This window comes from Kribbella sp. CWNU-51, assembly GCF_054073265.1.
The window spans coordinates 174,065-196,995 of sequence record NZ_JBSXMZ010000044.1; the positions used below are offsets into that span (position 1 = coordinate 174,065).

24 protein-coding genes are annotated in these 22,931 nt (G+C 67.7%); 14 read left to right on the forward strand and 10 right to left on the reverse strand.

The genetic code is table 11. The annotated features are described in order from the left end of the window. Positions 1 to 9 precede the first annotated feature (9 nt). Complete coding sequence (locus ACXC9Q_RS35135; protein ID WP_457060956.1) at positions 10 to 654, reverse strand: M23 family metallopeptidase; 645 nt, start codon at positions 652 to 654, stop codon at positions 10 to 12. A 291-nt stretch (positions 655 to 945) separates the two neighbouring features. On the opposite strand from ACXC9Q_RS35135, the gene rpsB reads away from it, so the two are divergent. The 6 genes from rpsB (at position 946) to ACXC9Q_RS35165 (ending at position 5,807) form a co-directional block, all read left to right on the forward strand. Then, positions 946 to 1,938, forward strand: a complete 993-nt coding sequence (gene rpsB / locus ACXC9Q_RS35140; protein ID WP_457060957.1) for a 30S ribosomal protein S2 — start codon at positions 946 to 948, stop codon at positions 1,936 to 1,938. A 110-nt stretch (positions 1,939 to 2,048) separates the two neighbouring features. Beyond that, positions 2,049 to 2,867 (forward strand): translation elongation factor Ts, encoded by an 819-nt coding sequence (gene tsf, locus ACXC9Q_RS35145; RefSeq protein WP_405067914.1) that lies wholly within the window; start codon positions 2,049 to 2,051, stop codon positions 2,865 to 2,867. 44 nt (positions 2,868 to 2,911) lie between these two features. Further along, positions 2,912 to 3,673 (forward strand): UMP kinase, encoded by a 762-nt coding sequence (gene pyrH, locus ACXC9Q_RS35150; RefSeq protein ID WP_329479512.1) that lies wholly within the window; start codon positions 2,912 to 2,914, stop codon positions 3,671 to 3,673. Positions 3,674 to 3,823: 150 nt separating this feature from the next. Beyond that, positions 3,824 to 4,378 (forward strand): ribosome recycling factor, encoded by a 555-nt coding sequence (gene frr, locus ACXC9Q_RS35155; protein WP_457061034.1) that lies wholly within the window; start codon positions 3,824 to 3,826, stop codon positions 4,376 to 4,378. Next, positions 4,378 to 5,226, forward strand: a complete 849-nt coding sequence (locus tag ACXC9Q_RS35160; protein WP_457060958.1) for a phosphatidate cytidylyltransferase — start codon at positions 4,378 to 4,380, stop codon at positions 5,224 to 5,226. The genes frr and ACXC9Q_RS35160 overlap by 1 nt, the downstream gene beginning before the upstream one ends. Beyond that, on the forward strand, positions 5,223 to 5,807 hold the full coding sequence (locus tag ACXC9Q_RS35165; protein WP_457060959.1) for a GNAT family N-acetyltransferase: 585 nt from the start codon (positions 5,223 to 5,225) through the stop codon (positions 5,805 to 5,807). Before ACXC9Q_RS35160 ends, ACXC9Q_RS35165 begins: the two co-directional genes overlap by 4 nt. Here the strand turns inward: ACXC9Q_RS35165 and ACXC9Q_RS35170 are convergent. Continuing rightward, entirely contained in the window at positions 5,784 to 6,782 is a 999-nt protein-coding gene (locus tag ACXC9Q_RS35170; RefSeq protein ID WP_457060960.1) for an LLM class flavin-dependent oxidoreductase, read from the reverse strand. The two genes, ACXC9Q_RS35165 and ACXC9Q_RS35170, sit on opposite strands and share 24 nt — an antisense overlap. 31 nt (positions 6,783 to 6,813) lie before the next feature. Beyond that, complete coding sequence (locus tag ACXC9Q_RS35175; RefSeq protein WP_457060961.1) at positions 6,814 to 7,218, reverse strand: MarR family winged helix-turn-helix transcriptional regulator; 405 nt, start codon at positions 7,216 to 7,218, stop codon at positions 6,814 to 6,816. Positions 7,219 to 7,280: 62 nt separating this feature from the next. Between ACXC9Q_RS35175 and ACXC9Q_RS35180 the strand changes: the two genes are divergently transcribed. From ACXC9Q_RS35180 to rlmN, 4 genes are all read left to right on the forward strand, one after another. After that, positions 7,281 to 8,189, forward strand: coding sequence for an LLM class flavin-dependent oxidoreductase (locus ACXC9Q_RS35180; RefSeq protein WP_457060962.1), 909 nt, complete (start codon positions 7,281 to 7,283; stop codon positions 8,187 to 8,189). A gap of 115 nt (positions 8,190 to 8,304) precedes the next feature. After that, positions 8,305 to 8,988 carry a C39 family peptidase gene (locus ACXC9Q_RS35185; RefSeq protein WP_457060963.1) on the forward strand — a complete coding sequence of 228 codons (684 nt, stop codon included), beginning with the start codon at positions 8,305 to 8,307 and terminating at the stop codon, positions 8,986 to 8,988. Positions 8,989 to 9,022: 34 nt separating this feature from the next. Continuing rightward, a complete protein-coding gene (locus ACXC9Q_RS35190; protein WP_329479498.1) occupies positions 9,023 to 9,322 on the forward strand; it encodes a SelT/SelW/SelH family protein in 300 nt (99 codons plus the stop codon). A 77-nt stretch (positions 9,323 to 9,399) separates the two neighbouring features. Continuing rightward, a complete protein-coding gene (gene rlmN, locus ACXC9Q_RS35195) occupies positions 9,400 to 10,518 on the forward strand; it encodes a 23S rRNA (adenine(2503)-C(2))-methyltransferase RlmN (RefSeq protein WP_457060964.1) in 1,119 nt (372 codons plus the stop codon). On the opposite strand, the gene ACXC9Q_RS35200 is transcribed toward rlmN, so the two are convergent. Next, a complete protein-coding gene (locus ACXC9Q_RS35200) occupies positions 10,519 to 11,211 on the reverse strand; it encodes an alpha/beta fold hydrolase (RefSeq protein WP_457060965.1) in 693 nt (230 codons plus the stop codon). Between the two features lie 31 nt (positions 11,212 to 11,242). Beyond that, positions 11,243 to 12,331 carry an LOG family protein gene (locus tag ACXC9Q_RS35205; RefSeq protein WP_457061035.1) on the reverse strand — a complete coding sequence of 363 codons (1,089 nt, stop codon included), beginning with the start codon at positions 12,329 to 12,331 and terminating at the stop codon, positions 11,243 to 11,245. Between the two features lie 72 nt (positions 12,332 to 12,403). On the opposite strand from ACXC9Q_RS35205, the gene ACXC9Q_RS35210 reads away from it, so the two are divergent. Further along, entirely contained in the window at positions 12,404 to 13,693 is a 1,290-nt protein-coding gene (locus tag ACXC9Q_RS35210; protein ID WP_457060966.1) for an aspartate aminotransferase family protein, read from the forward strand. A 40-nt stretch (positions 13,694 to 13,733) separates the two neighbouring features. Here ACXC9Q_RS35210 and ACXC9Q_RS35215 read toward each other — a convergent pair whose 3' ends face one another. From ACXC9Q_RS35215 to ACXC9Q_RS35235, 5 genes are all read right to left on the reverse strand, one after another. Further along, positions 13,734 to 14,633 carry an amino acid ABC transporter permease gene (locus tag ACXC9Q_RS35215; protein WP_457060967.1) on the reverse strand — a complete coding sequence of 300 codons (900 nt, stop codon included), beginning with the start codon at positions 14,631 to 14,633 and terminating at the stop codon, positions 13,734 to 13,736. Beyond that, entirely contained in the window at positions 14,630 to 15,319 is a 690-nt protein-coding gene (locus tag ACXC9Q_RS35220) for an amino acid ABC transporter permease (protein WP_457060968.1), read from the reverse strand. Before ACXC9Q_RS35220 ends, ACXC9Q_RS35215 begins: the two co-directional genes overlap by 4 nt. Before the next feature lie 80 nt (positions 15,320 to 15,399). Then, positions 15,400 to 16,242 carry a glutamate ABC transporter substrate-binding protein gene (locus ACXC9Q_RS35225; RefSeq protein WP_457060969.1) on the reverse strand — a complete coding sequence of 281 codons (843 nt, stop codon included), beginning with the start codon at positions 16,240 to 16,242 and terminating at the stop codon, positions 15,400 to 15,402. Positions 16,243 to 16,291: 49 nt separating this feature from the next. Further along, entirely contained in the window at positions 16,292 to 17,053 is a 762-nt protein-coding gene (locus tag ACXC9Q_RS35230) for an amino acid ABC transporter ATP-binding protein (RefSeq protein WP_457060970.1), read from the reverse strand. A 153-nt stretch (positions 17,054 to 17,206) separates the two neighbouring features. Further along, positions 17,207 to 18,898 carry a sigma-54-dependent Fis family transcriptional regulator gene (locus tag ACXC9Q_RS35235; protein ID WP_457060971.1) on the reverse strand — a complete coding sequence of 564 codons (1,692 nt, stop codon included), beginning with the start codon at positions 18,896 to 18,898 and terminating at the stop codon, positions 17,207 to 17,209. 182 nt (positions 18,899 to 19,080) lie between these two features. Here ACXC9Q_RS35235 and ACXC9Q_RS35240 point away from each other — a divergent pair, with 182 nt between their 5' ends. Genes ACXC9Q_RS35240 through ACXC9Q_RS35250 form a run of 3 tightly spaced genes read left to right on the forward strand, consistent with a single transcriptional unit; the run spans position 19,081 to position 22,929 of the window. Then, positions 19,081 to 20,718, forward strand: coding sequence for a ferritin family protein (locus ACXC9Q_RS35240; RefSeq protein ID WP_329479482.1), 1,638 nt, complete (start codon positions 19,081 to 19,083; stop codon positions 20,716 to 20,718). Between the two features lie 56 nt (positions 20,719 to 20,774). Then, complete coding sequence (locus tag ACXC9Q_RS35245; RefSeq protein ID WP_457060972.1) at positions 20,775 to 21,830, forward strand: FAD-binding oxidoreductase; 1,056 nt, start codon at positions 20,775 to 20,777, stop codon at positions 21,828 to 21,830. Position 21,831: 1 nt separating this feature from the next. Next, positions 21,832 to 22,929, forward strand: coding sequence for an aromatic/alkene monooxygenase hydroxylase subunit beta (locus ACXC9Q_RS35250; protein WP_328519494.1), 1,098 nt, complete (start codon positions 21,832 to 21,834; stop codon positions 22,927 to 22,929). Positions 22,930 to 22,931 lie beyond the last annotated feature (2 nt).

A 22,931-nucleotide genomic window follows, 5' to 3' on the forward strand; every position in this document is an offset into this window, starting at 1 on the left:
CTGGCCGGACTAGTGGCGCCTGATCAGCAGTCCGCCGGCCAGCATCAGGGCTGCCGTCGCACCGACGATCGCGGCGGCCGTCCGCTTCCCGGCTCGGGACGTGTCGTGTGGCGCGTCTGCACGCTCGGCGCGCGGGCTTGGTTCAGGTAGGGGAGCCGCCGCCCGGGGCGGCGGATCTTGGCTGAGCGGAAGTAGGCGGACAGGGCGGTCGGGGACCAAGGTGAGCGGGTTGAGGTACTGCTTGCCCTGGATGAGGCCCCAGTGCAGACAGGTCGCGGGTCTGCAATGCGAGCCGGCGGCAGAGAGATGACCGATCAGAGTGCCCGGGGTCACGGCAGCGCCCACCGCCAGCGCCGAGACGACCGGCTCATAGGTCGTACGGCGAGGGTCGGTCGAGACCGTGACCACGCCGCGTCCCGCGAGCGGACCGGCGTACGTGATGGTGCCGGCGGTCGCTGCGAGGACGGGTTGGCCCGGGGTGCCGGCCAGGTCGACGCCGCGATGGCCCGGGAGCCAGGGTTTGGCTGGGAGTTCGAAGCCATGCACGACCTGTGGTCGTGGTTGGAGGGGCCACACCGGCGGGGCCGCCGTGGCGGGTGGGGAGGTTCCGAGAGTCAGCGCGGCTGTGGTCAGGGTCAAGAGGATGAGCTTCATACCCTGGAACATGCCGTCGGGACGGGCGGTTGCGGACAGTGAGTTCGTGGCCTGTGGACAACCGGTGGCCGGTTCGCCTTCGGCGGGGCTGGTCCCGTACACTTCCGGTGGCGTCCCATGTGAGTGGGACGACTACGCATGCCCGCACAACAGCGCGTTTCCCTCGGTCCCGGGACCTCCCGGGTGGGTTCGTGCGACGGGCATCAGGAGCGGCGGGCCACCCGGTTCGGCGCGAGACAACCGAGAACAGCGCCCGCGCGAGCAGCCGGGCGCGACAGGAGGAACACCCTCATGGCCGTCGTGACCATGAAGCAGCTCCTTGAGAGCGGCGTGCACTTCGGGCACCAGACCCGGCGCTGGAACCCGAAGATGAAGCGCTACATCCTCACCGAGCGCAACGGCATCTACATCATCGACCTGCAGCAGTCGCTGTCGTACATCGACCGCGCCTACGAGTTCGTTCGTAGCACGGTCGCCTCCGGCGGCGCGATCCTGTTCGTCGGCACCAAGAAGCAGGCCCAGGAAGCCATCGCCGAGCAGGCGACCCGAGTCGGCATGCCGTACGTGAACCAGCGCTGGCTGGGCGGCATGCTCACCAACTTCCAGACCGTGAACAAGCGGCTCCAGCGGCTCAAGGAGCTGGAGCTGATCGACTTCGACGACGTCGCGGCCTCCGGTGTCACCAAGAAGGAGCTGCTGCAGAAGCGGCGCGAGCACGACAAGCTGCTGAAGACCCTCGGCGGTATCCGCGACATGGCCCGGGTTCCGGCCGCCGTGTGGATCGTGGACACCAAGAAGGAGCACCTCGCGGTCGACGAGGCGCGCAAGCTGAAGCTGCCGATCATCGGCATCCTGGACACCAACTGCGACCCGGACGAGGTCGACTTCCCGATCCCGGGCAACGACGACGCGATCCGTTCGGTCGGCCTGCTGACCCGCGTGGTCGCCGACGCCGTCGCGGACGGTCTGATGTCGCGTGGTGGCCAGGGCGCTGCCGCGGCCGGCGAGGAGCTGGGCGCCGAGGAGCCGCTGGCCGCCTGGGAGCGGGAGCTGCTGGAGAGCCAGAACGGCACCACCGAGGCCAAGGCCGCCGACGCCCCGGCCGCTGCCGAGGCCCCGGCTGCCGAGGCTCCGGCCGCTGAGGCTCCGGTTGCCGAGGCCCCCGCCGCGGAGGCCCCGGCCGCCGAGGTGCTGACCGAGCCGATCGCGACCGACGCCGTCGTGGTCGAGGGGACCGAGTCCGAGGCCAAGGCCGAGGAGACCCCGAAGGCCGACGAGGCCTGACAGCCACGGATGCCGCCCGGTCCGCCGGGCGGCACCCAGCTGCGCCGCATGGTCCGCAACCGGGCCTGCCCCGCTCATCCAGCCGCATCGACAAGACGAGAGAACGAGGAATGGCGAACTACACCGCCGCTGACGTGAAGAAGCTCCGCGACGCCACCGGCGCGGGCATGATGGACGCGAAGAAGGCGCTCGAGACCACCGACGGCGACTTCGAGAAGGCGATCGAGGAGCTGCGCATCCACGGCGCGGCCAAGGCCGCCAAGCGGGGCGCCGAGCGCTCCGCCACCAACGGTCTGGTGGCCGCGGCGGAGAACGCGCTGGTCCAGCTCAACTGCGAGACCGACTTCGTCGCCAAGAACGAGCAGTTCCAGCAGCTCGCCGCCGACATCGTCGCGCACGCCGCCGCCAGCAAGGTCGGCGACGTCGAGGGCCTGCTGAGCGAGAAGCTGTCCGACGGCAAGTCGGTCGCCGAGAACATCGAGGCTCTGGCCGCGGTCATCGGCGAGAAGCTCGAGCTCGGCAAGGTCGCCGTGTTCGACGGCCAGGTGACGGCGTACATGCACAAGCGCGCCGCGGACCTGCCGGCCCAGGTCGGCGTGCTGGTCGAGTTCGAGGGCGACAACGTCGAGGCCGCCCGCGGTGCCGCCATGCAGGCCGCCGCGATGCGCCCGCTCTACACCACCCGCGACGAGGTCCCGGCCGAGACGGTCGAGAACGAGAAGCGGATCGCCGAGGCGACCGCCCGCGAGGAGGGCAAGCCGGAGCAGGCCCTGCCGAAGATCGTCGAGGGCCGGGTGAACGGGTTCTTCAAGGACGTCGTGCTGCTCGAGCAGGCGTCGGTCCAGGAGAGCAAGAAGTCCGTGAAGGCCGTGCTCGACGAGGCCGGTGTGACCGTGAAGCGGTTCGCCCGCTTCGAGGTCGGCGCCTGATCGCAGGAAAAGCACAGTTCTTCATCGACGAGGAGGCCGGAATCGTGACGGAAACCCTGGGTACCGAGACGAGTCCGGCCTCTTCGCCGTTCGCGCCCGCCTACCATCGGGTGCTGCTGAAGCTCTCGGGTGAGGTGTTCGGCGGCGGCAAGCTCGGCGTCGACCCCGACGTGGTGAACTCGATCGCCAAGCAGATCGCCGAGGTGGCCCGGTCCGGTGTCCAGGTCGCCGTCGTGGTCGGTGGCGGCAACTTCTTCCGCGGCGCCGAGTTGCAGCAGCGCGGGATGGAGCGAAACCGGGCCGACTATATGGGCATGCTGGGCACGGTGATGAACTGCCTGGCGCTGCAGGACTTCCTGGAGAAGCTCGGGATCGAGACCCGGGTGCAGACCGCCATCACGATGGGCCAGGTCGCCGAGCCGTACATCCCGCGCAAGGCCGAGCGGCACCTGGAGAAGGGCCGCGTGGTGATCTTCGGCGCCGGCTCCGGCATGCCGTACTTCTCCACCGACACGGTCGCCGCCCAGCGTGCGCTGGAGATCGGCGCCGAGGCGCTGCTGATGGGCAAACAGGGCGTGGACGGGGTGTACGACTCCGACCCGAAGAAGAACCCGGACGCGGTGAAGTTCGACCAGCTGTCGTACGACGACTTCCTGGCCCGCGGCCTGCGGGTGGCCGACGCGACCGCGATCAGTCTGGCCCGCGACAACGCGCTGCCGATCGTGATCTTCGGGCTCGAGGAGGGCAACATCGCCCGGGTCGTCCACGGAGAGAAGATCGGCACCGTCGTTTCCCCGGGCCAGTAGCCCCAGGTACGCCGTACGCGCCCGTACCACTAGGATCGTTCGACACGGGTGGATGTCCGTTATCTGGTAAACCTGCGTTCGTAGGGTTCCTGTGTTCGTTGGTTGGAGTGGCCGCGCCGAGGCGGCCCTGAGGAAGCGAGGAATGTCGTGATCGACGAAGCTCTCCGCGAAGCCGAGCAGAAGATGGCGAAGGCCGTGGAGGTCGCGAAGGACGACTTCGCCGCGATCCGCACCGGCCGGGCGCACCCGCAGATGTTCGCGGGCATCCTGGCCGACTACTACGGCACCCCGACGCCGCTGCAGCAGCTGGCCGGTTTCCAGGTGCCGGAGCCCCGGACCGTGCTGATCTCGCCGTACGACAAGAGTGCGATGACGGCGATCGAGAAGGCGATCCGCGACTCGGACCTGGGTGTGAACCCGGGCAACGACGGCGCGGTGATCCGGGTGGTGATGCCGCAGCTGACCGAGGAGCGGCGCAAGGAGTACATCAAGGTCGCCAAGACCAAGGCCGAGGAAGCCAAGGTCTCGGTCCGCAACATCCGCCGGCATGCGATGGATCAGGTGCACAAAACCGTCAAGGACGGCGATGCGGGCGAGGACGAGGGCAAGAGTGCTGAGAAGCGGCTCGACGGGTTGACGAAGAAGTACGTCGACTCGATCGACGAGCTGCTCAAGCACAAGGAAGCCGAACTGCTCGAGGTGTGATGGGCGTCGAGAGCACGCCCGCACCGAGTCCCAGCCCGAGCCGCGCCGGGCGGAACCTGCCTGCGGCGATCGCCGTGGGTGTCGGCCTCGGCGCGCTGATCCTCGGATCGCTGTTCTGGCAGAAGGTGCTGTTCACCGTCCTGGTGCTGGCGGTCGTCCTGATCGCCGTCGACGAGATGATGAAGGCCCTGCGCACCGGCGGGGCGATCATCCCGCGGGTCCCGCTGTTCGTCGGTACGACGGCGATGCTGGTGTCGGCGTACTTCGGCGGACCGATGGCGCTGCTGGTCGCGCTCGCGCTGACCGTGCTCGGGACGATCTTCTGGCGGATGCCGGGCGGGACGATCGGGTTCGTGCGGGACGCGAGCGCCGGGGTGTTCCTGATCGGCTACGTGCCGCTGCTGGCCGGGTTCGCGATCCTGCTGGTCCAGCCGGAGGTGGACGGCCCCGAGCGGGTGGTCACGTTCTTCCTGGTCGTGGTCGCCAGTGACGTCGGCGGTTACGCGGCCGGTGTGCTGTTCGGCAAGCACCCGATGGCGCCGACGATCAGCCCGAAGAAGTCCTGGGAGGGCTTCGCGGGCTCGGTGCTCGCCTGCATCGGAGCCGGTATCGCCTCGGTCGTCTGGCTGCTCGACGGGGACTGGTGGGCCGGTGCGATCGTCGGTGCGGTCGCCGTGCTGACCGCCACGGTCGGCGACCTCGCCGAGTCGATGATCAAGCGCGACCTCGGCATCAAGGACATGTCGAACCTGCTGCCCGGGCACGGCGGGGTGATGGACCGGCTCGACTCGTTGCTGGCGACGGCCCCTGCGGTCTGGCTGGTGCTGCATCTCTTGGTGAAGCCATGACGGTCGCACCGGACGGACGGTCCCTGGTGGGCGGCGTCGTACGGCTGGAGCGGCTCCGGGACGGCGACATCGAGGAGCTGTACGCCGCGATCGGCAACGAGCAGGTGTATGCCGGGGGATTCGACGGCGGTCGTGTGCCGGAGAGCGCGGAGGCGATGCGGGCCGAGTGGATCCCGGCTGCGGCGAAGCGATTCGCCTACGCGGTCCGGTTGGTTGCCGACGGCACGGTTGTCGGTACGTCGAGCCTCGGGGACGTCGACCTGGTCAACGAGAGCATCCACCTCGGCTGGACCGGCTACGCGCCGGCCGTCTGGGGTACGGCGGTCAATCCGGCGACGAAGTTGCTGTTACTCCAGCACGCCTTTGAGGACTGCGGATTCGGCCGGGTGAAGATCCAGACCGGCTCGAAGAACACCAGGTCTCAGGCAGCGATCGTGAAGCTCGGTGCGACGCGTGAGGGCGTGCTGCGCCGGCACAAGAGACTGGCCGACGGTTCGTTCCGCGACACGGTCGTGTTCTCGATCCTGGCCGATGAGTGGCCTGAGGTCCGCAAGGGTCTAGAGGCGCGCATCAACCGGTAGCGCCAGCTCCGCGAGGGCGGCGTACGACGCCAGCAAGTTAGCCCGGTCGTAGGTGTTGGTCGTGATCAACACTTCGTCGACGGCGGTACGGCGTACTAGGCCGCCGAGTGCTGTGTCGACCTCGTCAGGCGTGCCGTAGATCTGGCCACGGAGACCGTTCTCGAAGAACTCTTGCTCGCGAGCGGTCATCTCGGGCGGCACGTCCGGCTGCAAGGGCGGGAACACGCCACGCGTGCGTGAGTACGCGCTGGCCCATGCCTCGGGCAACAGGATCTGCCGGGCAGCTTCGGTGGTGTCCGCGACCGCGGCGGTGACGGCGAGGATCACGTAGGGTTCCGACGCCCAGGCCGATGGTTGGAAGCTCGTACGGTACTGGTCGAGGGTCTCGAGCACCTGAGACTCGGAGCGAGCGGCGAGGACGACCGGGAGGCCCAGAGAAGCTGCGATCGCAGCGCCTTCGCCGACCGCGAGGATGAACGGTGGGATGTGCAGGCCCTCGCCGGGGCGGGCGTGGACCTGGTTCTGCTGGGTGCCGGCGAGATACGCCAGCAGTTCACGGACCTGGGCGGCGAAGTCTTCGGTCGCATCCTTCTCTACGCCCAGGGCACGACGGATGCCGTTCGTGAAGCCGACTGATCGGCCGAGGCCCATGTCGATGCGGCCCGGGTACAGCGACTCCAGCACTCCGAACTGCTCGGCCACCACGAGCGGCCGGTGGTTCGGCAGCATCACACCGCCGGTGCCGACGCGGATGCAACTCGTACGGGCAGCAATGGCCGCAGCCAGCACTGTCGGAGCGGAGCCCACCACACCGGGCACGCTGTGGTGCTCTGACACCCAGAAACGCTTGTAGCCAAGCTCTTCGACCTGCTGAGCCAGCTCGACGGTCGCACGCAGTGTCTCGGCTTCCGTCTCACCTACTCGCGTCCGCGAGCGGTCCAGCACGGACAGGGGGACGCCGGAGAGTGCAGCCATGATGCAGAGTCCAACGGGCGCGGCAGAACCGTCATTCCCCCAGCAGGGCCTGAAGGTCCGAGCGGAAGCGTTCCCCGTCGCGCAGGGGAGCAAGGAATCCGCGCTCGACCTCGAGCCGGATCCTTTCGGCCGTTGCGTAGGTGGATCCGCCCAGCTCGGTCAGCACGACGACGTTGCGGCGCCGGTCCTCGGGGCTTCGCCGGCGCTCCACGAATCCTCGGTCCTCCAGGCCGTCGATGAGGTCGCCGATCGAGGTCCGGTCGACGCGGAGCCTGGATCCGACCTCGAGCTGTGACAGCGGCTCGCCGGACGCGACTGCGGACAGCACGGCCAGATCGCGGCCGTTCAACCCGTGCGGGGCCAGCGCCTTGGTCTGCGCCTCGGTCAGCCGCGCCAGGACGTGTTTGAGCAGATACCCCAGCCGGTCCGACACCATACGAGCAAATCTACCGGTAACCTGATCGTCAGGAGAACTGATCATCAGTTACTCTGACGATTATGGAACTGTCTTTCGGTCTGAAGACCACCCCGATGCATGTCCAGTACGCCGACATCCAGCGCGTTTGGCTGGAAGCCGACGAGGTTCCGCAGCTCCGTGACGCCTGGCTCTGGGACCACTTCCTGCCGCTGGTCGGCCCCAAGGACGGCGACGTACTCGAAGGCTGGACGCTGCTCACCGCGCTGGCCGCACAAACGACCCGGCTCCGGCTCGGGCTGCTGGTCACCAGCAACCGCATCCGCCCGCCGGCGGTGCTCGGCAAGATCGCCAGCACGCTGGACGTGATCTCTGGTGGGCGGCTGATCATGGGTCTGGGCGCCGGCGGTACGCATCAGCCGGCCGGTACGGGCGGCATCCCGGGCCCGAACCCGGCCGTTGCGGAGTACGCGGCGTACGGACTGACGCTCGTACCGCCGGGGGAGGGCGTGGATCGGCTGCGCGAGACGATCGAGATCCTGCGCGGGATGTGGACGCAGGACGTCTTCGACTTCCACGGCCGCTACTACACGCTCGAGGAGAACCAGAACGAGCCGAAGCCGATCCAGCGACCGGGTCCGCCGCTGCTGATCGGCGGCTGGGGCAACCGGATGATGCGGCTGATCGCGGAGCACGCCGACATCTGGAACATCAGCGGCCCGCCGCACAACGACTTCGACGTCCTGACCGATCGCGTACGGCGGCTGGACGCGGAGTGCGCGCGGATCGGCCGCGACCCGGGCACGATCAGCCGGTCACTGCAGCAGATCGTCTCGTACGACGATCCGGCGTCGACCCGGGCGATCGTGCAACGCGCCGTCGGGCTGGGGTTCGATCACATCGTGCTGTCGCTGCCGAGGCCGTATCCGGAGCGGGCGGTGCGCTGGCTGGTCCGGGAGATCATCGAGCCCGTGGAGCAGGCTGCCGCCTGACCTTTCGAGCTGGATGGAAAGGGTTGGTGAATTTTCTACACAGTCACGGATGAGTGTGTCAGCATCAAACAAGAGACGACCCGCCCCGGTCGTCCCGTGAGGCTGAGGAGCTGACATGAGAAGTCATCCGAGCACCACGACGAAGTTGAAGGCCGCCCTCGGCGGTCTGGCCCTGGTCGCGGCCGCGGCGCTGCCGATGGCAGCCACCCCGGCGACCGCCGCACCCACGCTGTCCGCGGAGACGGTCGCGGCGACCAAGACGGTGCCGTCGCTCGGCTACTCGACGCAGACCGTCAGGACGCTGAACATCGACTTCCAGTACCAGCAGACCGGGTACTGGTGCGGCCCGGCGGCAACCCGGATCGCGCTGTCGGCCAGGATCTCGCCGCCGAGTCAGCAGCAGCTGGCCAACGAGCTCCCGACCACCACGAACGGCACCGACTGGATCGGGCAGGTGACCCGGGTGCTGAACAACCACCTCGGCACCGGCTGGTACGAGACCAAGGAGATGCCGAACGACCCGCCCACCCAGGCACAGCGTGACCTGCTCTGGCGCGACGTCGTCCTCGACATCGACAACAACTACCCGATCGTCGCCAATATCGTTGCCCCGGCCAACAACCACCCGCCGGGCTACCCGAACTACACGATCTACCACTACTTCACCGTGATCGGGTACGACTCCAGCGACACGACCGTGCTGATCGCCGACCCGGCCGGCTTCGCCCCGACAGCGACGTACTGGCTCACCTTCAACCAGCTCGCCACGCTGATCCCGCCGAAGGGCTACTCGGCCTGAAGGCGCCCCTCGTCACGGCGATACCGTTGTCGCCGTGACGAGGGAACCGCGGTTGGAGATCGAATACTGCACGCAGTGCCGGTGGTTGTTGCGGGCGGCCTGGACCGCGCAGGAGTTGCTGACCACCTTCCCGAAGGAGCTCGGGGAGGTCGCGCTGATTCCGGGCACCGGTGGCGTCTTCGAGGTGCGGCTGGACGGGGAGACGTTGTGGTCGCGCAAGGCGGAGGGTGGATTCGCCGAGATCCCCACGCTGAAGCAGCTGGTGCGTGACCGGATCGCGCCGGACCGCAAGCTCGGTCACTCGGATCGCAAGGAGCCGGCCGCCGAGAGCTGACCGGGTCTGTGATTCTGGGCACGTGGGGGATGTGAATTTGTGAATGTGGTCGGCGGCAAGGGACAATCGGGGATGTTATGACTACCTCCCTTCCTCTTGTCTTCGATGAGCCGCGCCGCGCCAAGAAGCCGCCGCGGCATCTGGCCGACCTCACCGGGGAGGAGCGGCGTACGGCGGTCGCCGCGCTGGGGGAGCCCGCATTCCGGGCCAAGCAGCTGTCGAACCACTACTTCTCCCGGCTGGTGTCCGACCCGGCCGAGATGACCGATCTGCCGGCCGCGACCCGCGACAAGCTGGTCGCGGAGCTGATGCCGCCGCTGCTGACCCGGGTGCGCGACCTGGAGTGCGACAACGGGGAGACCCGCAAGACGCTGTGGAAGCTGCTCGACGGTTCGCTGGTCGAGTCCGTCCTGATGCGGTATCCGGGTCGCACCACCATGTGCGTGTCCTCGCAGGCCGGTTGCGGGATGGCGTGCCCGTTCTGTGCGACCGGCCAGGCCGGACTGACCCGCAACATGACCACCGCCGAGATCGTCGAGCAGGTCGTCGACGGTGCGCGGGCGCTGTCCCGCGGTGAGATCGCCGGCGGGCCGGGGCGGGTCAGCAACATCGTGTTCATGGGCATGGGCGAGCCGATGGCCAACTACAAGGCCGTGATCGGCGCGGTGCGGCGGTTCACCGACCCGTCGCCGGAGGGCCTCGGGATCTCGGCGCGTGGTGTGACCGTGTCGACGGTCGGGCTGGTGCCGCGGATCAACCAGCTCGCGACCGAGGGGATTCCGGTCACGCTGGCGCTGTCGCTGCACGCGCCGGACGACGAGCTGCGGGACGAGCTCGTGCCGATCAACAACCGCTGGAAGGTCGATGAGGTCCTCGACGCGGCCTGGGCGTACGCGCGGCAGACCAAGCGCCGGGTGTCGATCGAGTACGCGATGATCCGCGACATCAACGACCACGCCTGGCGGGCCGACCTGCTGGCGGAGAAGTTGCGGGCCCGCGGCGACTGGGGCTGGGTGCACGTCAACCTGATCCCGCTCAACCCGACCCCCGGTTCCAAGTGGACCGCCTCCGACCCGGCCGACGAGCGCGAGTTCGTCCGCCGCCTCGAGGCCGGCGGCATCCCCACCACCGTCCGCGACACCCGCGGCCAGGAGATCGACGGCGCCTGCGGCCAGCTCGCCGCCGCCAACAAGTGATCAGCTGCTGCTGAGGATCTTCGCCAAGGCGGTGGGTTGGGAGAACATCGGCCAATGGCCGGTGGGGAGTTCGACCAGGTCCCAGGTCGGGGACTCGAGGTGCTTGGCCACGTCTGATGACGGGGTTGCGCCGTCCATCAGGCACTTGATGTAGGTCGTCGGGAGCTCGGTGATCGGACGGGTAACGACAGCCGGCTCGGTGAGTGCGCGGCCGGGGTGTGGGGTGCTGCGAGAAACGATCAGGGCGATGGTCTCGTCGGAGAGGTCCTGGTCGGCGTAGTCCTCCGCGGTGAGTGCCGGCCAGAAACCGCCGGACGCGGTCAGCTGCTCCTGGACCCAGGCGCGGCCTTCGTCGGACCAGCCGTCGACGAACGACTTCCCGTCCGTCGGGATGTTCGAGTCGACGTACACGACTCGCCGCAGCCGATCGCCGATCCGCCCGGCGGCCTGACCGACCGGGATCCCGGAGTAGCTGTGGCCCGCGAGTACGACGTCCTGCAGGTTGTTGTCCTCGATCACCGCCACGATGTCGTCGACATGCTCCTGCTGACCGGCATCCGGACCACGCCGCTCGGCCACCCCACTCAGCGTCACCGGATAGACCCCGTGCCCCTCCGCACGCAGTGCCGCTGCCACGTCGTCCCACGCCCACGCCCCGAGCCAAGCCCCCGGCACCAACACGAAGTTCGTCATGCCGCGCACCGTAGATGACGCCACCGACAGTTCAGCTGACCAGTGCTGCAGCCTCGTCGATGGTGTCGACGAGCCGGATGGATCGGGCCATCGGCCGGTCAGCAGACAGCGACTGCAGCAGGGGCCACACGGGGAGCTTCACGGTCCAGTGGTCGATGCCGACGAGGATGAGGGGGATCTGGGTCGCCGGATCGCCGTAGTAGTTGGGAGTGACGGCCTGGAAGACCTCCTGCACGGTGCCGGCCGCGCCTGGGAGGTAGATGATGCCGCCACGCGCCCGGCTGAGCAGGACGTCCTCACGCTGCGCGTTGGAGAAGTACTTCGCGATGGCCGACGCGAACACGTTCGGCGGCTCGTGGCCGTAGAACCACGTCGGGACGGACACACCCCCGTCGCCCGGGAACTCACGCCGTACGTCGAGACCCGCGGCAGCCCACGCGGCCACCGACGGCTTGAACGACGGTACGCGCGCTAGTCCGGCGAGTGCACGCTCGATGGCGGCGTCGTCGTATTCGGAGAGTGACGCACCGAGGTTGGCGGCCTCCATTGCACCTGGGCCGCCGCCGGTGACCACCATGCGCTTGCGGCGGGCGAGCGTACGACCGAGGAGCACGGCGGCTCGGTAGCTGTCGTCGCTCCGGAGTACGCCGTGGCCGCCCATCACACCCACCCAGGGCTCGTTGCCGGGCAGATCGTCGAGAGCGTCGCCGATGGCGTGGTCGTGGAGGGCCGCGGCGAGGGTCCGGCTGGTGTCGCCCTTCTCGTCGTGCTGCCGTGACCACGCGTAGATCCGGGCGTCCGGTGTGGCGTCGTACCCGTGTTCTAGGCCGGCGTACAGCTCGTCGGCGTCGTACAGCGTGCCGCGGTAGGCGTCGAAGGGGAGGGACGGGATCGCCGGGAAGACGAGTCCGCCGCCGTCGCGGATCCAGCTGTCCGCCTTCTCCTCCAGCACGCAGCCGAGGAACAGGGCGCCCATCGGACGCAGACCGAGCAACTCCGCCGTCCGGCCGGTCAGATCGACCGACTGCACCCGCCACCCGTCCATCGAGGTGGCCCCGGCAGCGACGATCCGGTCGAAGTGTTCCAGGGACTCGATGTCCACATGCGGAATGCTCGGCATTGTCACGCAGAGCACCCTAACTGCCATAGATGCCCACTATGAGCGAACGGCGCGATGAGGTAATGCTTAGGCATGACACATGCGGAGCTCTGGGAGCGTCACAAGGCCGTCATGCCGGACTGGCTCGCGTTGTACTACGAGGAGCCGATCGAGATCGTGCAGGGAACGGGTCGCCGGGTCACCGACGGTGAGGGCGTCACCTACCTAGACTTCTTCGCCGGCATCCTGACCAACGCGATCGGCTACGACATCGCGGAGATCTCCGACGCGGTGCGCGAGCAGCTCGGCAGCGGGATCGCGCACACCTCGACGGTGTACCTGATCCGCAAGCAGATCGAGCTGGCCGAACAGATCGCCGAGTTGTCCGGCATCCCGAACGCCAAGGTCTTCTTCGCCAACTCCGGCACCGAGGCGAACGAGACGGCGCTCCTGCTCGCCACCCAGAACCGCCGCTCCAACCAGGTGCTGGCGATGCGGAACTCCTACCACGGCCGCGCCTTCGGGACCGTCGCGATCACCGGCAACCGCGGCTGGTCCGCGAGCAGCCTGTCCCCGGTGAACGTGCAGTACGTGCAGGGCGCGTACCGGTACCGCAGCCCGTTCCGCGACCTGCCCGACGCCGACTACATCAAGGTCTGCGTCGACGACCTGCGCAACGTCATCGAGACCACCACTGCCGGCGACGTCGCCTGTCTGATCACGGAGCCGATCCAGGGCGTCGGCGGGTTCTCGTCACCCCCGGACGGCTTGTACGGCGCCTTCAAGGAGGTGCTCGACGAGTTCGGGATCCTCTTCATCTCCGACGAGGTGCAGACCGGGTGGGGGCGGACCGGTGAGCACTTCTGGGGGATCCAGGCGCACGACGTCGTACCGGACGCGATGACGTTCGCGAAGGGACTCGGCAACGGGTTCGCGATCGGCGGCGTGGTCGCCCGGCCCGACCTGATGGACAGCATCAAGGCGAACTCGCTGTCCACGTTCGGCGGCAACCCGATCTCGACCAGCGCGGCGAAGGCGACCATCGACTACCTGCTCGACCACGACCTGCAGGCGAACGCGGCCAAGCGCGGCGCCCAGCTGGCCGACGGACTGCGCGGCATCTCCGAGGAGTTCCCCGAGCTCGGCGACGTCCGCGGCAAGGGCCTGATGCTGGCCGCCGAGATCGTGAAGCCGGACGACAACAGCCCCGACGCCGCCACGACCGCCAAACTCCAGCAGGAGACCAAGAACCGCGGCCTCCTGGTCGGCAAGGGCGGCCTCTACGGCAACGTCCTCCGAATGGCCCCACCGATGACCCTCACCGAGGAAGAAACCGCCGAAGCTCTCGACATCATCCGGGACTCCTTCAACACCCTGCGCTGACCAGAGAAGAGCCCCTGCGAGGGGTTCTTCCCTTCGTCGGTCAGATCGGCGGGATGGCGCCGGCCGCTGCGGTGGCGACGGCGGTCTGGTCGATCTGGTCGGGGGCGATGGGTCCCCCGGCGGAGCGGCCGCGGCGGCGCGTCAGGCCCTCGACCCACTGGGCGAGCCGGCCGAGCAGGTAGTTCAGGATCACGAAGATCGCGCCGACGACGATCAACGCCGGCAGCAGGTTCGACTTGTAGTTGCCGATCTGCTCCGCCTTCCGGAGCAGTTCCTCGTACGTGATGATGTAGCCGAGCGCGGTGTCCTTCAGGATGACCACGAGTTGGCCGACGATGGCGGGCAGCATCGCGGTGATTGCCTGCGGCAACAAGATCAGCCGCATCGTCTTCCCGCTGGTCAGGCCGATCGCCATGGCCGCCTCACTCTGTCCCTTCGGCAGCGAGTACACGCCGGAACGGACGAGTTCGGCGACCACCGCGCCGTTGTACAGCGTGAGGCCGGTGACGACCGCGGCCAGGGCGAGCCGATCCGGCGGGACCACCTCGTAGTTGGCGTACAGGGCATAGGTGAACAGCATCATCAGCAGCACCGGCACCGAGCGGAAGAACTCGACGATGACGCTGCAGGGCCACCGGATCCAGGCCGCGAGCGAGAGCCGTCCGACACCCAGCAGCGTCCCGAAGACGAGCGCCAGGACGACCGAGATGGCGGCCGCGGTCAGCGTGCCGATCAGGCCCGGGATCAGGTACTGGGTCCAGATCTCGCCGGTCAGGAACGGCTTCCACTTCGCCGCGGTGAGCTGCCCCTTCTCGTTGAACTTGGCGAGGACGAACCACAACACCAGGACCAGCACGACGATGCTGCCCACGCCGACGGCGGCGTACAGGCGCTTGGCCCGCGGGCCGGGCGCGTCGAACAGAACGCTGCTGTTGCTCATCGCTTCACCGCCAGCCGCTTGGACATCGAGGTGAACAGCACGCCGACCGGCAGCGTCAGGATGACGAAGCCGACCGCGAAGATGCCGAACACCACGAAGATCACGTCCGGCCGGTTCTCCATCATCACCTTCATCACCGCGGAGGCCTCGGTGACACCGATGACGGAGGCAACCGTCGAGTTCTTGGTCAGGGCGATCAGCACGTTGCCCAGTGGGGCGATCGCACCACGGAATGCTTGCGGGAGTACGACGTACCGCAGCGTCTTCAGGAACGGCAGGCCGATCGCCCTGGCCGCTTCGGCCTGGCCGAGAGGCACGGTGTTCACCCCGCTGCGGATCGCCTCGGCCACGAACGACGCGTGGTAGACCGACAGGCCGAGGACGGCGAGCCGGAAGTTGTTGTCGGTGATGAAGGTGTTCGAATCCTTGTTCGCCAGCGAGACGCCGAGCTGCAGGAACAGCCCGAGGTTGCAGAACACGATGACCAGGGTCAGCGGGGTGTTCCGGACGATGTTCACGTAGGCGGAGCCGATCACCTGCAGCACCCGGACGGGGGAGACCCGCATCACCGCCACCCCGGTGCCGATCAGCAGCGCGAAGAACGCCGACAGCAGCGTGAGGTAGATGGTCGTCCGGAAGGCTTGCAGACCGTCGTACTCGACGAAGAACTCCGTAATCACGTCCATGTTTCTCCAGCTGGGAACGAGGTGGAGATCAGCACGCCGGGGAGAGACCGCGCGAGCGGCCTCTCCCCGGCGATGTCAGATCAGGCGCAGGCGTCGAAGGTCTTCGGCGGGTTCGTCGCCGGGTCGAGCTTCAGCCCGGACGAACCGAGATTCTTGTCGAAGGCCTTCTGCCACTCGCCGGAGTCGACCATCTTCTTCAGCGCGTCGTTGACCTTGGTGCAGGTCTCGGTGTCGCCCTTCTTCAGGCCGACGCCGTACCGCTCGGTCGAGAATGTCTTGCCGACCACCTTGAACTTTCCCTGGTTGGCCGCCTGCGAGGCATAGCCGGCCAGGATGGTGTTGTCGGTGGTCACCGCGTCGATCGCGCCGGCGCCGAGCGCCTCCACGCACTTGGAGTAGGTGTCGTACTCCTGCAGCTGCACCGTCTTGGCGAACTTGTCCTTGACCTTCTGCGCCGACGTGGAGCCGGTCACCGAGCACAGCTTCTTGCCGTTCAGCGTCTCCGGACCGGTGATGTCGGTGTTGTCGGCCTTGACCAGCAGGTCCTGGCCGGCGGTCAAGTACGGGCCGGCGAAGGAGACCTTCTCCTTGCGGGCGTCGGTGATCGAGTAGGAGGCGAAGATCATCTTGACCTGCCCGTTGGCCAGCAGCGTCTCGCGCTGGGCCGACGGGGACTCCTTGAACGTGATGTCCTCGTTGTAGCCGAGCTCCTTGGCGACGTACTTCGCGACGTCGACGTCCATGCCGGTGTAGTTCGCGCCTTCCTTCAGGCCGATACCCGGCTGGTCGAACTTGATGCCGATGGTGACCTTCTCGCCACCGCTGGAGCCCGAGGCGGAATCGGAGTCGTCGCTGCCGCAGGCGGCCAGTCCGGTCGCGGCCAAGCCCGCGATGCCGAGGGCAGCGATGATTCGCTGTCGCATGTCATTTCCTCCGTAAGTATCGGTACTACGCTGGGAACGGCGCGAACGGTCAGTGGGTGAGGATCTTCGAGAGGAAGTCCTGTGCCCGCTTGGTCTGCGGATCGGTGAAGAACTTCTCCGGCTCGGCTTCCTCGACGATCTGACCGTCGGCCATGAAGACGACCCGGTTGGCCGCCCGGCGGGCGAAGCCCATCTCGTGGGTGACCACGACCATCGTCATGCTCTGGCCGGCCAGGTCGACCATCACGTCGAGGACCTCTTTGATCATCTCCGGGTCCAGGGCCGAGGTCGGCTCGTCGAACAGCATCACCTTGGGATCCATCGCCAGGGCGCGGGCGATCGCCACCCGCTGCTGCTGACCACCGGACAGCTGCGCCGGATACTTGTCGGCCTGGGCGGTGACGCCGACCCGCTCGAGCAGACCGCGGGCCTTCTCGTCCGCCTCGGCCTTGGACAGACCGCGCACCTTCGTGGGACCGAGGGTGACGTTCTGCAGGATCGTCTTGTGCGCGAACAGGTTGAACGACTGGAACACCATGCCGACGTCGGCGCGCAGCTTGGCCAGGGCCTTGCCCTCGCTGGGCAGCGGTTGCCCGTCGAGGGTGATGGTGCCGTCGTCGATCGGTTCCAGCCGGTTGATCGCGCGGCAGAGCGTGGACTTTCCGGACCCGGACGGACCGATCACCACGACGACCTCGCCCTTGGCGATGGACAGGTTGATGTCCTTCAGGACGTGCAGCTCGCCGAAATGTTTGTTGACCCCGGTCAGCGCGACCAGACCGGTTTTCGTCAAGGTACCGGAATCGCTCATGGCCCAGAACCTAGCGGAGCCTAGGGTGCGGTCGCAGCGCTGGGCGGTTCCACGGTGGTAACGATCTGCAATAACCGGCGCGTACTGTGATCGAAGCCTCACAGGCTGTCCATCTGTATTGCCGGCCGATGTGAACCGATCAGGCGGGACCCGTCAGGTGACGATTCCGTAGTCGCGAATCTTGCGGTAGATGGTCGCCCGCGACATCCCCAGTGCGGCGGCCGCGGCCTGCTTGTCGCCGTCGTACATCGACAGCGCGTCGACGATCGCGTCCCGCTCCAGCGCTTCGATCGGCGTCAACTGCCGACGGGTCGTGGCCCGGCACTCGGGTGGCAGGTCGGCCAGCTCGACCACGCCGGATCGGCGTCGCTTGGCGACCGCGGTGAGGACGGCGCGCAGGTGGGTGATGTTGCCCGCCCACGGCAGCCGCATCAACTGGTTCATCGTCGTGGTGGAGAAGGTCAGGCCGCTGACGCCGGCCTTGGCCAGCAGCGATCGGACCAGTGCCGGAATGTCTTCGAGATGGTGTCGTAGCGGAGGTACTTCGACGGTCCGGGGGAAGAACGCCAGCAGTTGGTCGGCGATCTCGGACCGGTCCGCCGGCAGGGTGAGCGCGACCCAGGCGTCCCCGGCGATCGCGCCGTCGCGGACGCTCTGCAGTACGTCGGTGAGGCCGTAGAGGACCTCGCCGGTCAAGAGGTTGGCCCGCCGGATGATCAGATCGGAACCGGATTCCAGTTCGGCTCGGGCCTCGGCCGGCAGGTCGTCGCCGGTCACCGCGGGATCGAGAACGGCCAGCCGCCGGTCGGGGGACACGTGCCGGCGGACCGCGCGCAGCAGGGACAGCTTGCCGGCGCCCGGTTCGCCGTCGGCGATCAGCCACTCGGACCGGCGGCACGCGTCCAGCATCTCCTGGGTGACGTGCTGCCAGACCGCGCTGTACCCGGTCGTGCCAGGAACCAGGGGGGCGCGGGCGGGTTGCTGACTGCGGGCTGGTGGCCGCTGCTCCTTGATCTGGATGACGCCGCCGGCCAGGGTGTCGCCGAGGAAGGTCGGCCGGTAGGCCAGCCGGGCGGTCGTCCCGCTGGGCAGGTCGGTCAGGATCACCAGCGGCTTCGTGCCACCCCGCGCGTCCCGGGTGCGGTCGATCAGCGCCGCCTGGTCGACGGCGTCGAACCGGGCCTGTGCGTAGGCGTTCATCATGAACACTTCGTCGCCGAGCGCGAGCACCGGGCCGCCGCTGTGCCGGCAGGCGGCGTAGTAGTCGCTCAGCAGCGCGTGGTCGAGTGCGTTCGCCTCCTCGACGACCCGTTCGTGGATCCGCCGGGCCGCGAGCTTGGCGAACGACAGCAGGATCGAGTTCGAGTTCCGGGCCTGGGTGGTGATGTCCAGTACGCCGAGCAGGCCGCCGGTGACCGGATGGGTGATCGGCGCCCCGGCGCAGGAGAACATCCGCAGCTTGTCGTTGTAGTGCTCGGGTCCGTGAATCAGGATCGGGCCGCCCACCTCGAGCGCCGTACCGATCCCGTTGGTGCCGACCTCGGACTCGGCGTACTGGAATCCGGGCGCGAGGTCGACGGAGTCCAGCCGCCGCAACAGCGACGGGTCGCCGCCGCGGCGATCGAGGACGACGCCCTTGGAGTCGGTCAGGATGATGCAGACCGGCTCGTTGTGCAGCTCCGACGACAGCGCGTCGATGACTGGCCGGGCTGCCCGCATCAGCGTGGTCTCGCGGTCGATCCGGTCGAAGTACTTCGGGGCGGGGCGGTCAATGTCCACCTGGGACGCGTGTGAACGCTCCCACGAGACCCGGATCGGATCCCGGACCGGCTGTGCAGCGCCCATGGGTCGCCTCCTTCACGTCCGTCACCAGCGGAGTTCCCACCACGGTAGCCGCCCCGTGTGTGACCGCCATCTCACATTGAGACACGGACGCCGCCCCTGGACGGCTTTCATCCCTTCTTAACGCAGCCCGCCGTACCGCAGGAGCCGGGCCGAGAGCCGGCTCCCGATCATGGAGGCAGACATTGAGTAGGCAGAGTCTCACCAAGGCGCACGCCAAGATCACCGAGCTGTCGTGGGAACCGACCTTCGCGACCCCGGCGACCCGGTTCGGCACCGACTACACGTTCGAGAAGGCGCCGAAGAAGGACCCGCTGAAGCAGATCATGCGGTCCTACTTCCCGATGGAGGAGGAGAAGGACAACCGCGTGTACGGCGCCATGGACGGCGCGATCCGCGGCAACATGTTCCGCCAGGTGCAGCAGCGCTGGCTGGAGTGGCAGAAGCTCTTCCTGTCGATCATCCCGTTCCCGGAGATCTCCGCCGCCCGGGCGATGCCGATGGCGATCGACGCCGTACCAAACCCGGAGATCCACAACGGGCTCGCGGTGCAGATGATCGACGAGGTCAGGCACTCGACGATCCAGATGAACCTCAAGCGCCTGTACATGAACAACTACATCGACCCGGCCGGGTTCGACATGACCGAGAAGGCGTTCGCGAACAACTACGCGGGCACCATCGGCCGCCAGTTCGGCGAGGGGTTCATCACCGGTGACGCGATCACCGCCGCGAACATCTACCTGACTGTGGTCGCGGAGACCGCGTTCACCAACACGCTCTTCGTCGCGATGCCGGACGAGGCCGCGGCCAACGGCGACTACCTGCTGCCGACCGTCTTCCACTCGGTGCAGTCCGACGAGTCGCGGCACATCAGCAACGGCTACTCGATCCTGCTGATGGCACTCGCCGACGAGCGCAACCGGCCGCTGCTCGAGCGCGACCTGCGCTACGCGTGGTGGAACAACCACTGCGTCGTGGACGCGGCGATCGGGACCTTCATCGAGTACGGCACGAAGGACCGCCGCAAGGACCGGGAGAGCTATGCGGAGATGTGGCGCCGGTGGATCTACGACGACTACTACCGCAGCTACCTGCTGCCGCTGGAGAAGTACGGCCTCACGATTCCGCACGACCTGGTCGAGGAGGCCTGGAAGCGGATCGTCGACAAGGGCTACGTGCACGAGGTCGCGCGGTTCTTCGCCACCGGCTGGCCGGTGAACTACTGGCGGATCGACGCGATGACCGACAAGGACTTCGAGTGGTTCGAGGAGAAGTACCCAGGTTGGTACTCGAAGTACGGCAAGTGGTGGGAGAACTACAACCGGCTCGCCTACCCCGGCAAGAACAAGCCGATCGCCTTCGAGGAGGTCGGGTACCAGTACCCGCACCGCTGCTGGACCTGCATGGTGCCGGCGCTGATCCGCGAGGACATGGTGGTCGAGAAGGTCGACGACCAGTGGCGCACGTACTGCTCGGAGACCTGCTACTGGACCGACGCGGTCGCCTTCCGCGGCGAGTACGACGGCCGCCCGACACCGAACATGGGACGCCTGACCGGCTTCCGTGAGTGGGAGACCCTGCACCACAACAAGGACCTGGCCGACATCGTCCAGGACCTCGGGTACGTGCGCGACGACGGCAAGACACTGATCGGCCAGCCGCACCTGGACCTGGACGACCCGAAGAAGATGTGGACCCTCGACGACGTCCGCGGCAACACGTTCATGAGCCCGAACGTGCTGCTGAACGAGATGTCCGACGCCGAGCGCGAGGCCCACGTGGCGGCGTACAAGGCCAACGGAACCAAGCCCGCGGCCTGACGCGATGAGCTGTCTTATCTGGCACTGAATCCACCGAGCATCAGGAGGAGGCCGCCATGGCCGACACCCACCGGATCCGCTTCGAACCGGTCGATATCGAGATGGACGTCACCGAGGACGACAAGATCCTCGACGCGGCGTTCCGGCAGGGCATCCACCTGATGCACGGCTGCAGGGAGGGGCAGTGCTCCGCCTGCAAGTCGTACGTCCTGGACGGTGACCTGCAGATGGAGCGCTACTCCACCTTCGCGTGCAACGACGCCGAGGTGGCCGAGGGCTACGTGCTGCTGTGCCGGGCGCACGCCTTCAGCGACTGCACGATCGAGCTGCTCAACTACGACGAGGACGAGTTGCTCGGCGGCGTTCCGATCCAGACCGTGACCGCCCAGGTCCTGGCGATCGAACCGGTCACCCGGGACATCGTCTCGCTCCGCTTGACGACGGAGCAGGCGTTCGAGTTCAGGCCGGGTCAGTACGTCGACATCACCATCCCCGGCACCGACGACCACCGCTCGTTCTCGATGGCGACCACGCAGTCGACGCCGGACGAGCTCGAGTTCCTGATCAAGAAGTACCCGGGCGGCCGGTTCTCGGCCCTGCTCGACGGCGAGCTCGCGGTCGGCGACGAACTGTCGCTGACCGGGCCGTACGGCTCGTCGACCCTGAAGGACGGCCATGTGCTGCCGGTCGTCTGCGTGGCAGGCGGGGCCGGGATGGCGCCCATCCTGTCCATCCTGCGGCACCTGCGGGAGACCGGCAGCACCCGTCCGGTCCGCTTCTACTACGGCGCTCGTACGGCGGCCGACCTGTTCTACCTCGAGGCGATCAAGGAACTCGGTGCGGAGCTCACCGGCTTCGAGTTCGTCGCCTGCCTGTCCGAGTCGGCCCTGTCCGAGTCGACTGAGCACGCGGACGGGCTGCAGGTCGAACAAGGCAACGTCACCGACATCGTCGAACGGCGGGAGGCCGAGCTGCACCGCAGCGAGGTCTACCTGTGCGGGCCGCCCCCCATGGTCGACGCCGCCCTGGCGTTGCTGGAGGCAAGCAACGTGCCGAAGGACCAGGTCTTCTACGACAAGTTCACCAGCCCAGCGACTACCGATGGAGTCTGAGATGACAGAAACCAAGCAACGCAGCTTCCCGAAGATCGAGTTCACCGACTCCGAGGCCGGCGCGCTGGAGTTCCCCAGCTCGCAGAGCCGGTCGTACAACTACTACAAGCCGGCCAAGCTGCGCGCGACGATGTACGAGGACGTCACGGTCGACGTGCAGCCGGACCCGGAGCGGCACCTGAGCCAGGGCTGGATCTACGGCTTCGGCGACGGTCCCGGCGGCTACCCGAAGGAGTGGACCGCCGCGAAGTCCTCGAACTGGCACGCCTTCCTCGACCCGAACGAGGAGTGGAACCAGACGATCTACCGGAACAACTCCGCAGTCGTCCGGCAGGTCGACCTCGGCCTGCAGAACGCCAAGCGGGCCCGGGCGTACGACGCCTGGAACCCGGCCTGGCTGAAGTTCGTCGAGCGCAATCTCGGCGCCTGGATGCACGCCGAGAACGGTCTCGCCCTGCACGTGTTCACCAGCATCCAGCGGTCCGGTCCGACGAACATGATCAACACCGCGGTCGCCGTCAACGCCGCCCACAAGATGCGGTTCGCCCAGGACCTCGCCCTCTTCAACCTGGACCTGTCCGAGGCCGACGTACCGTTCGACGGCGCAGCCCACAAGGAGGTCTGGAAGAGCGCCCCGGAGTGGCAGCCGACGCGTGAGGTGGTCGAGCGGCTGACCGCCGTCGGCGACTGGTGCGAGCTGTTGTTCGCCACCAACATCGTGTTCGAGCAGCTGGTCGGGTCGCTGTTCCGCACCGAGCTGGTGATGCAGATCGCGGCCCGCAACGGCGACTACATCACGCCGACCATCGTCGGCACCGGCGAGCACGACTACGACCGCGACCTCGGCTACAGCCGCAACCTGTTCCGGCTGCTGACCCGGGACGCCGAGTTCGGCGAGAGCAACAAGGTGCTGTTCGGCGAGTGGCTCGCGACCTGGGTGCCGCGTTGCCTCGACGCCGCGCACGCGCTGCAGCCGATCTGGTCGCAGCCGGCCGACAAGTCGGTCACGTTCGCGGACAGCCTGGACGCGGCCAAGCAGAAGTTCCGTTCCCTGCTCGAGGATCTCGGGCTCGACACTCCGAAGGAGCTGGACCAGTGAGC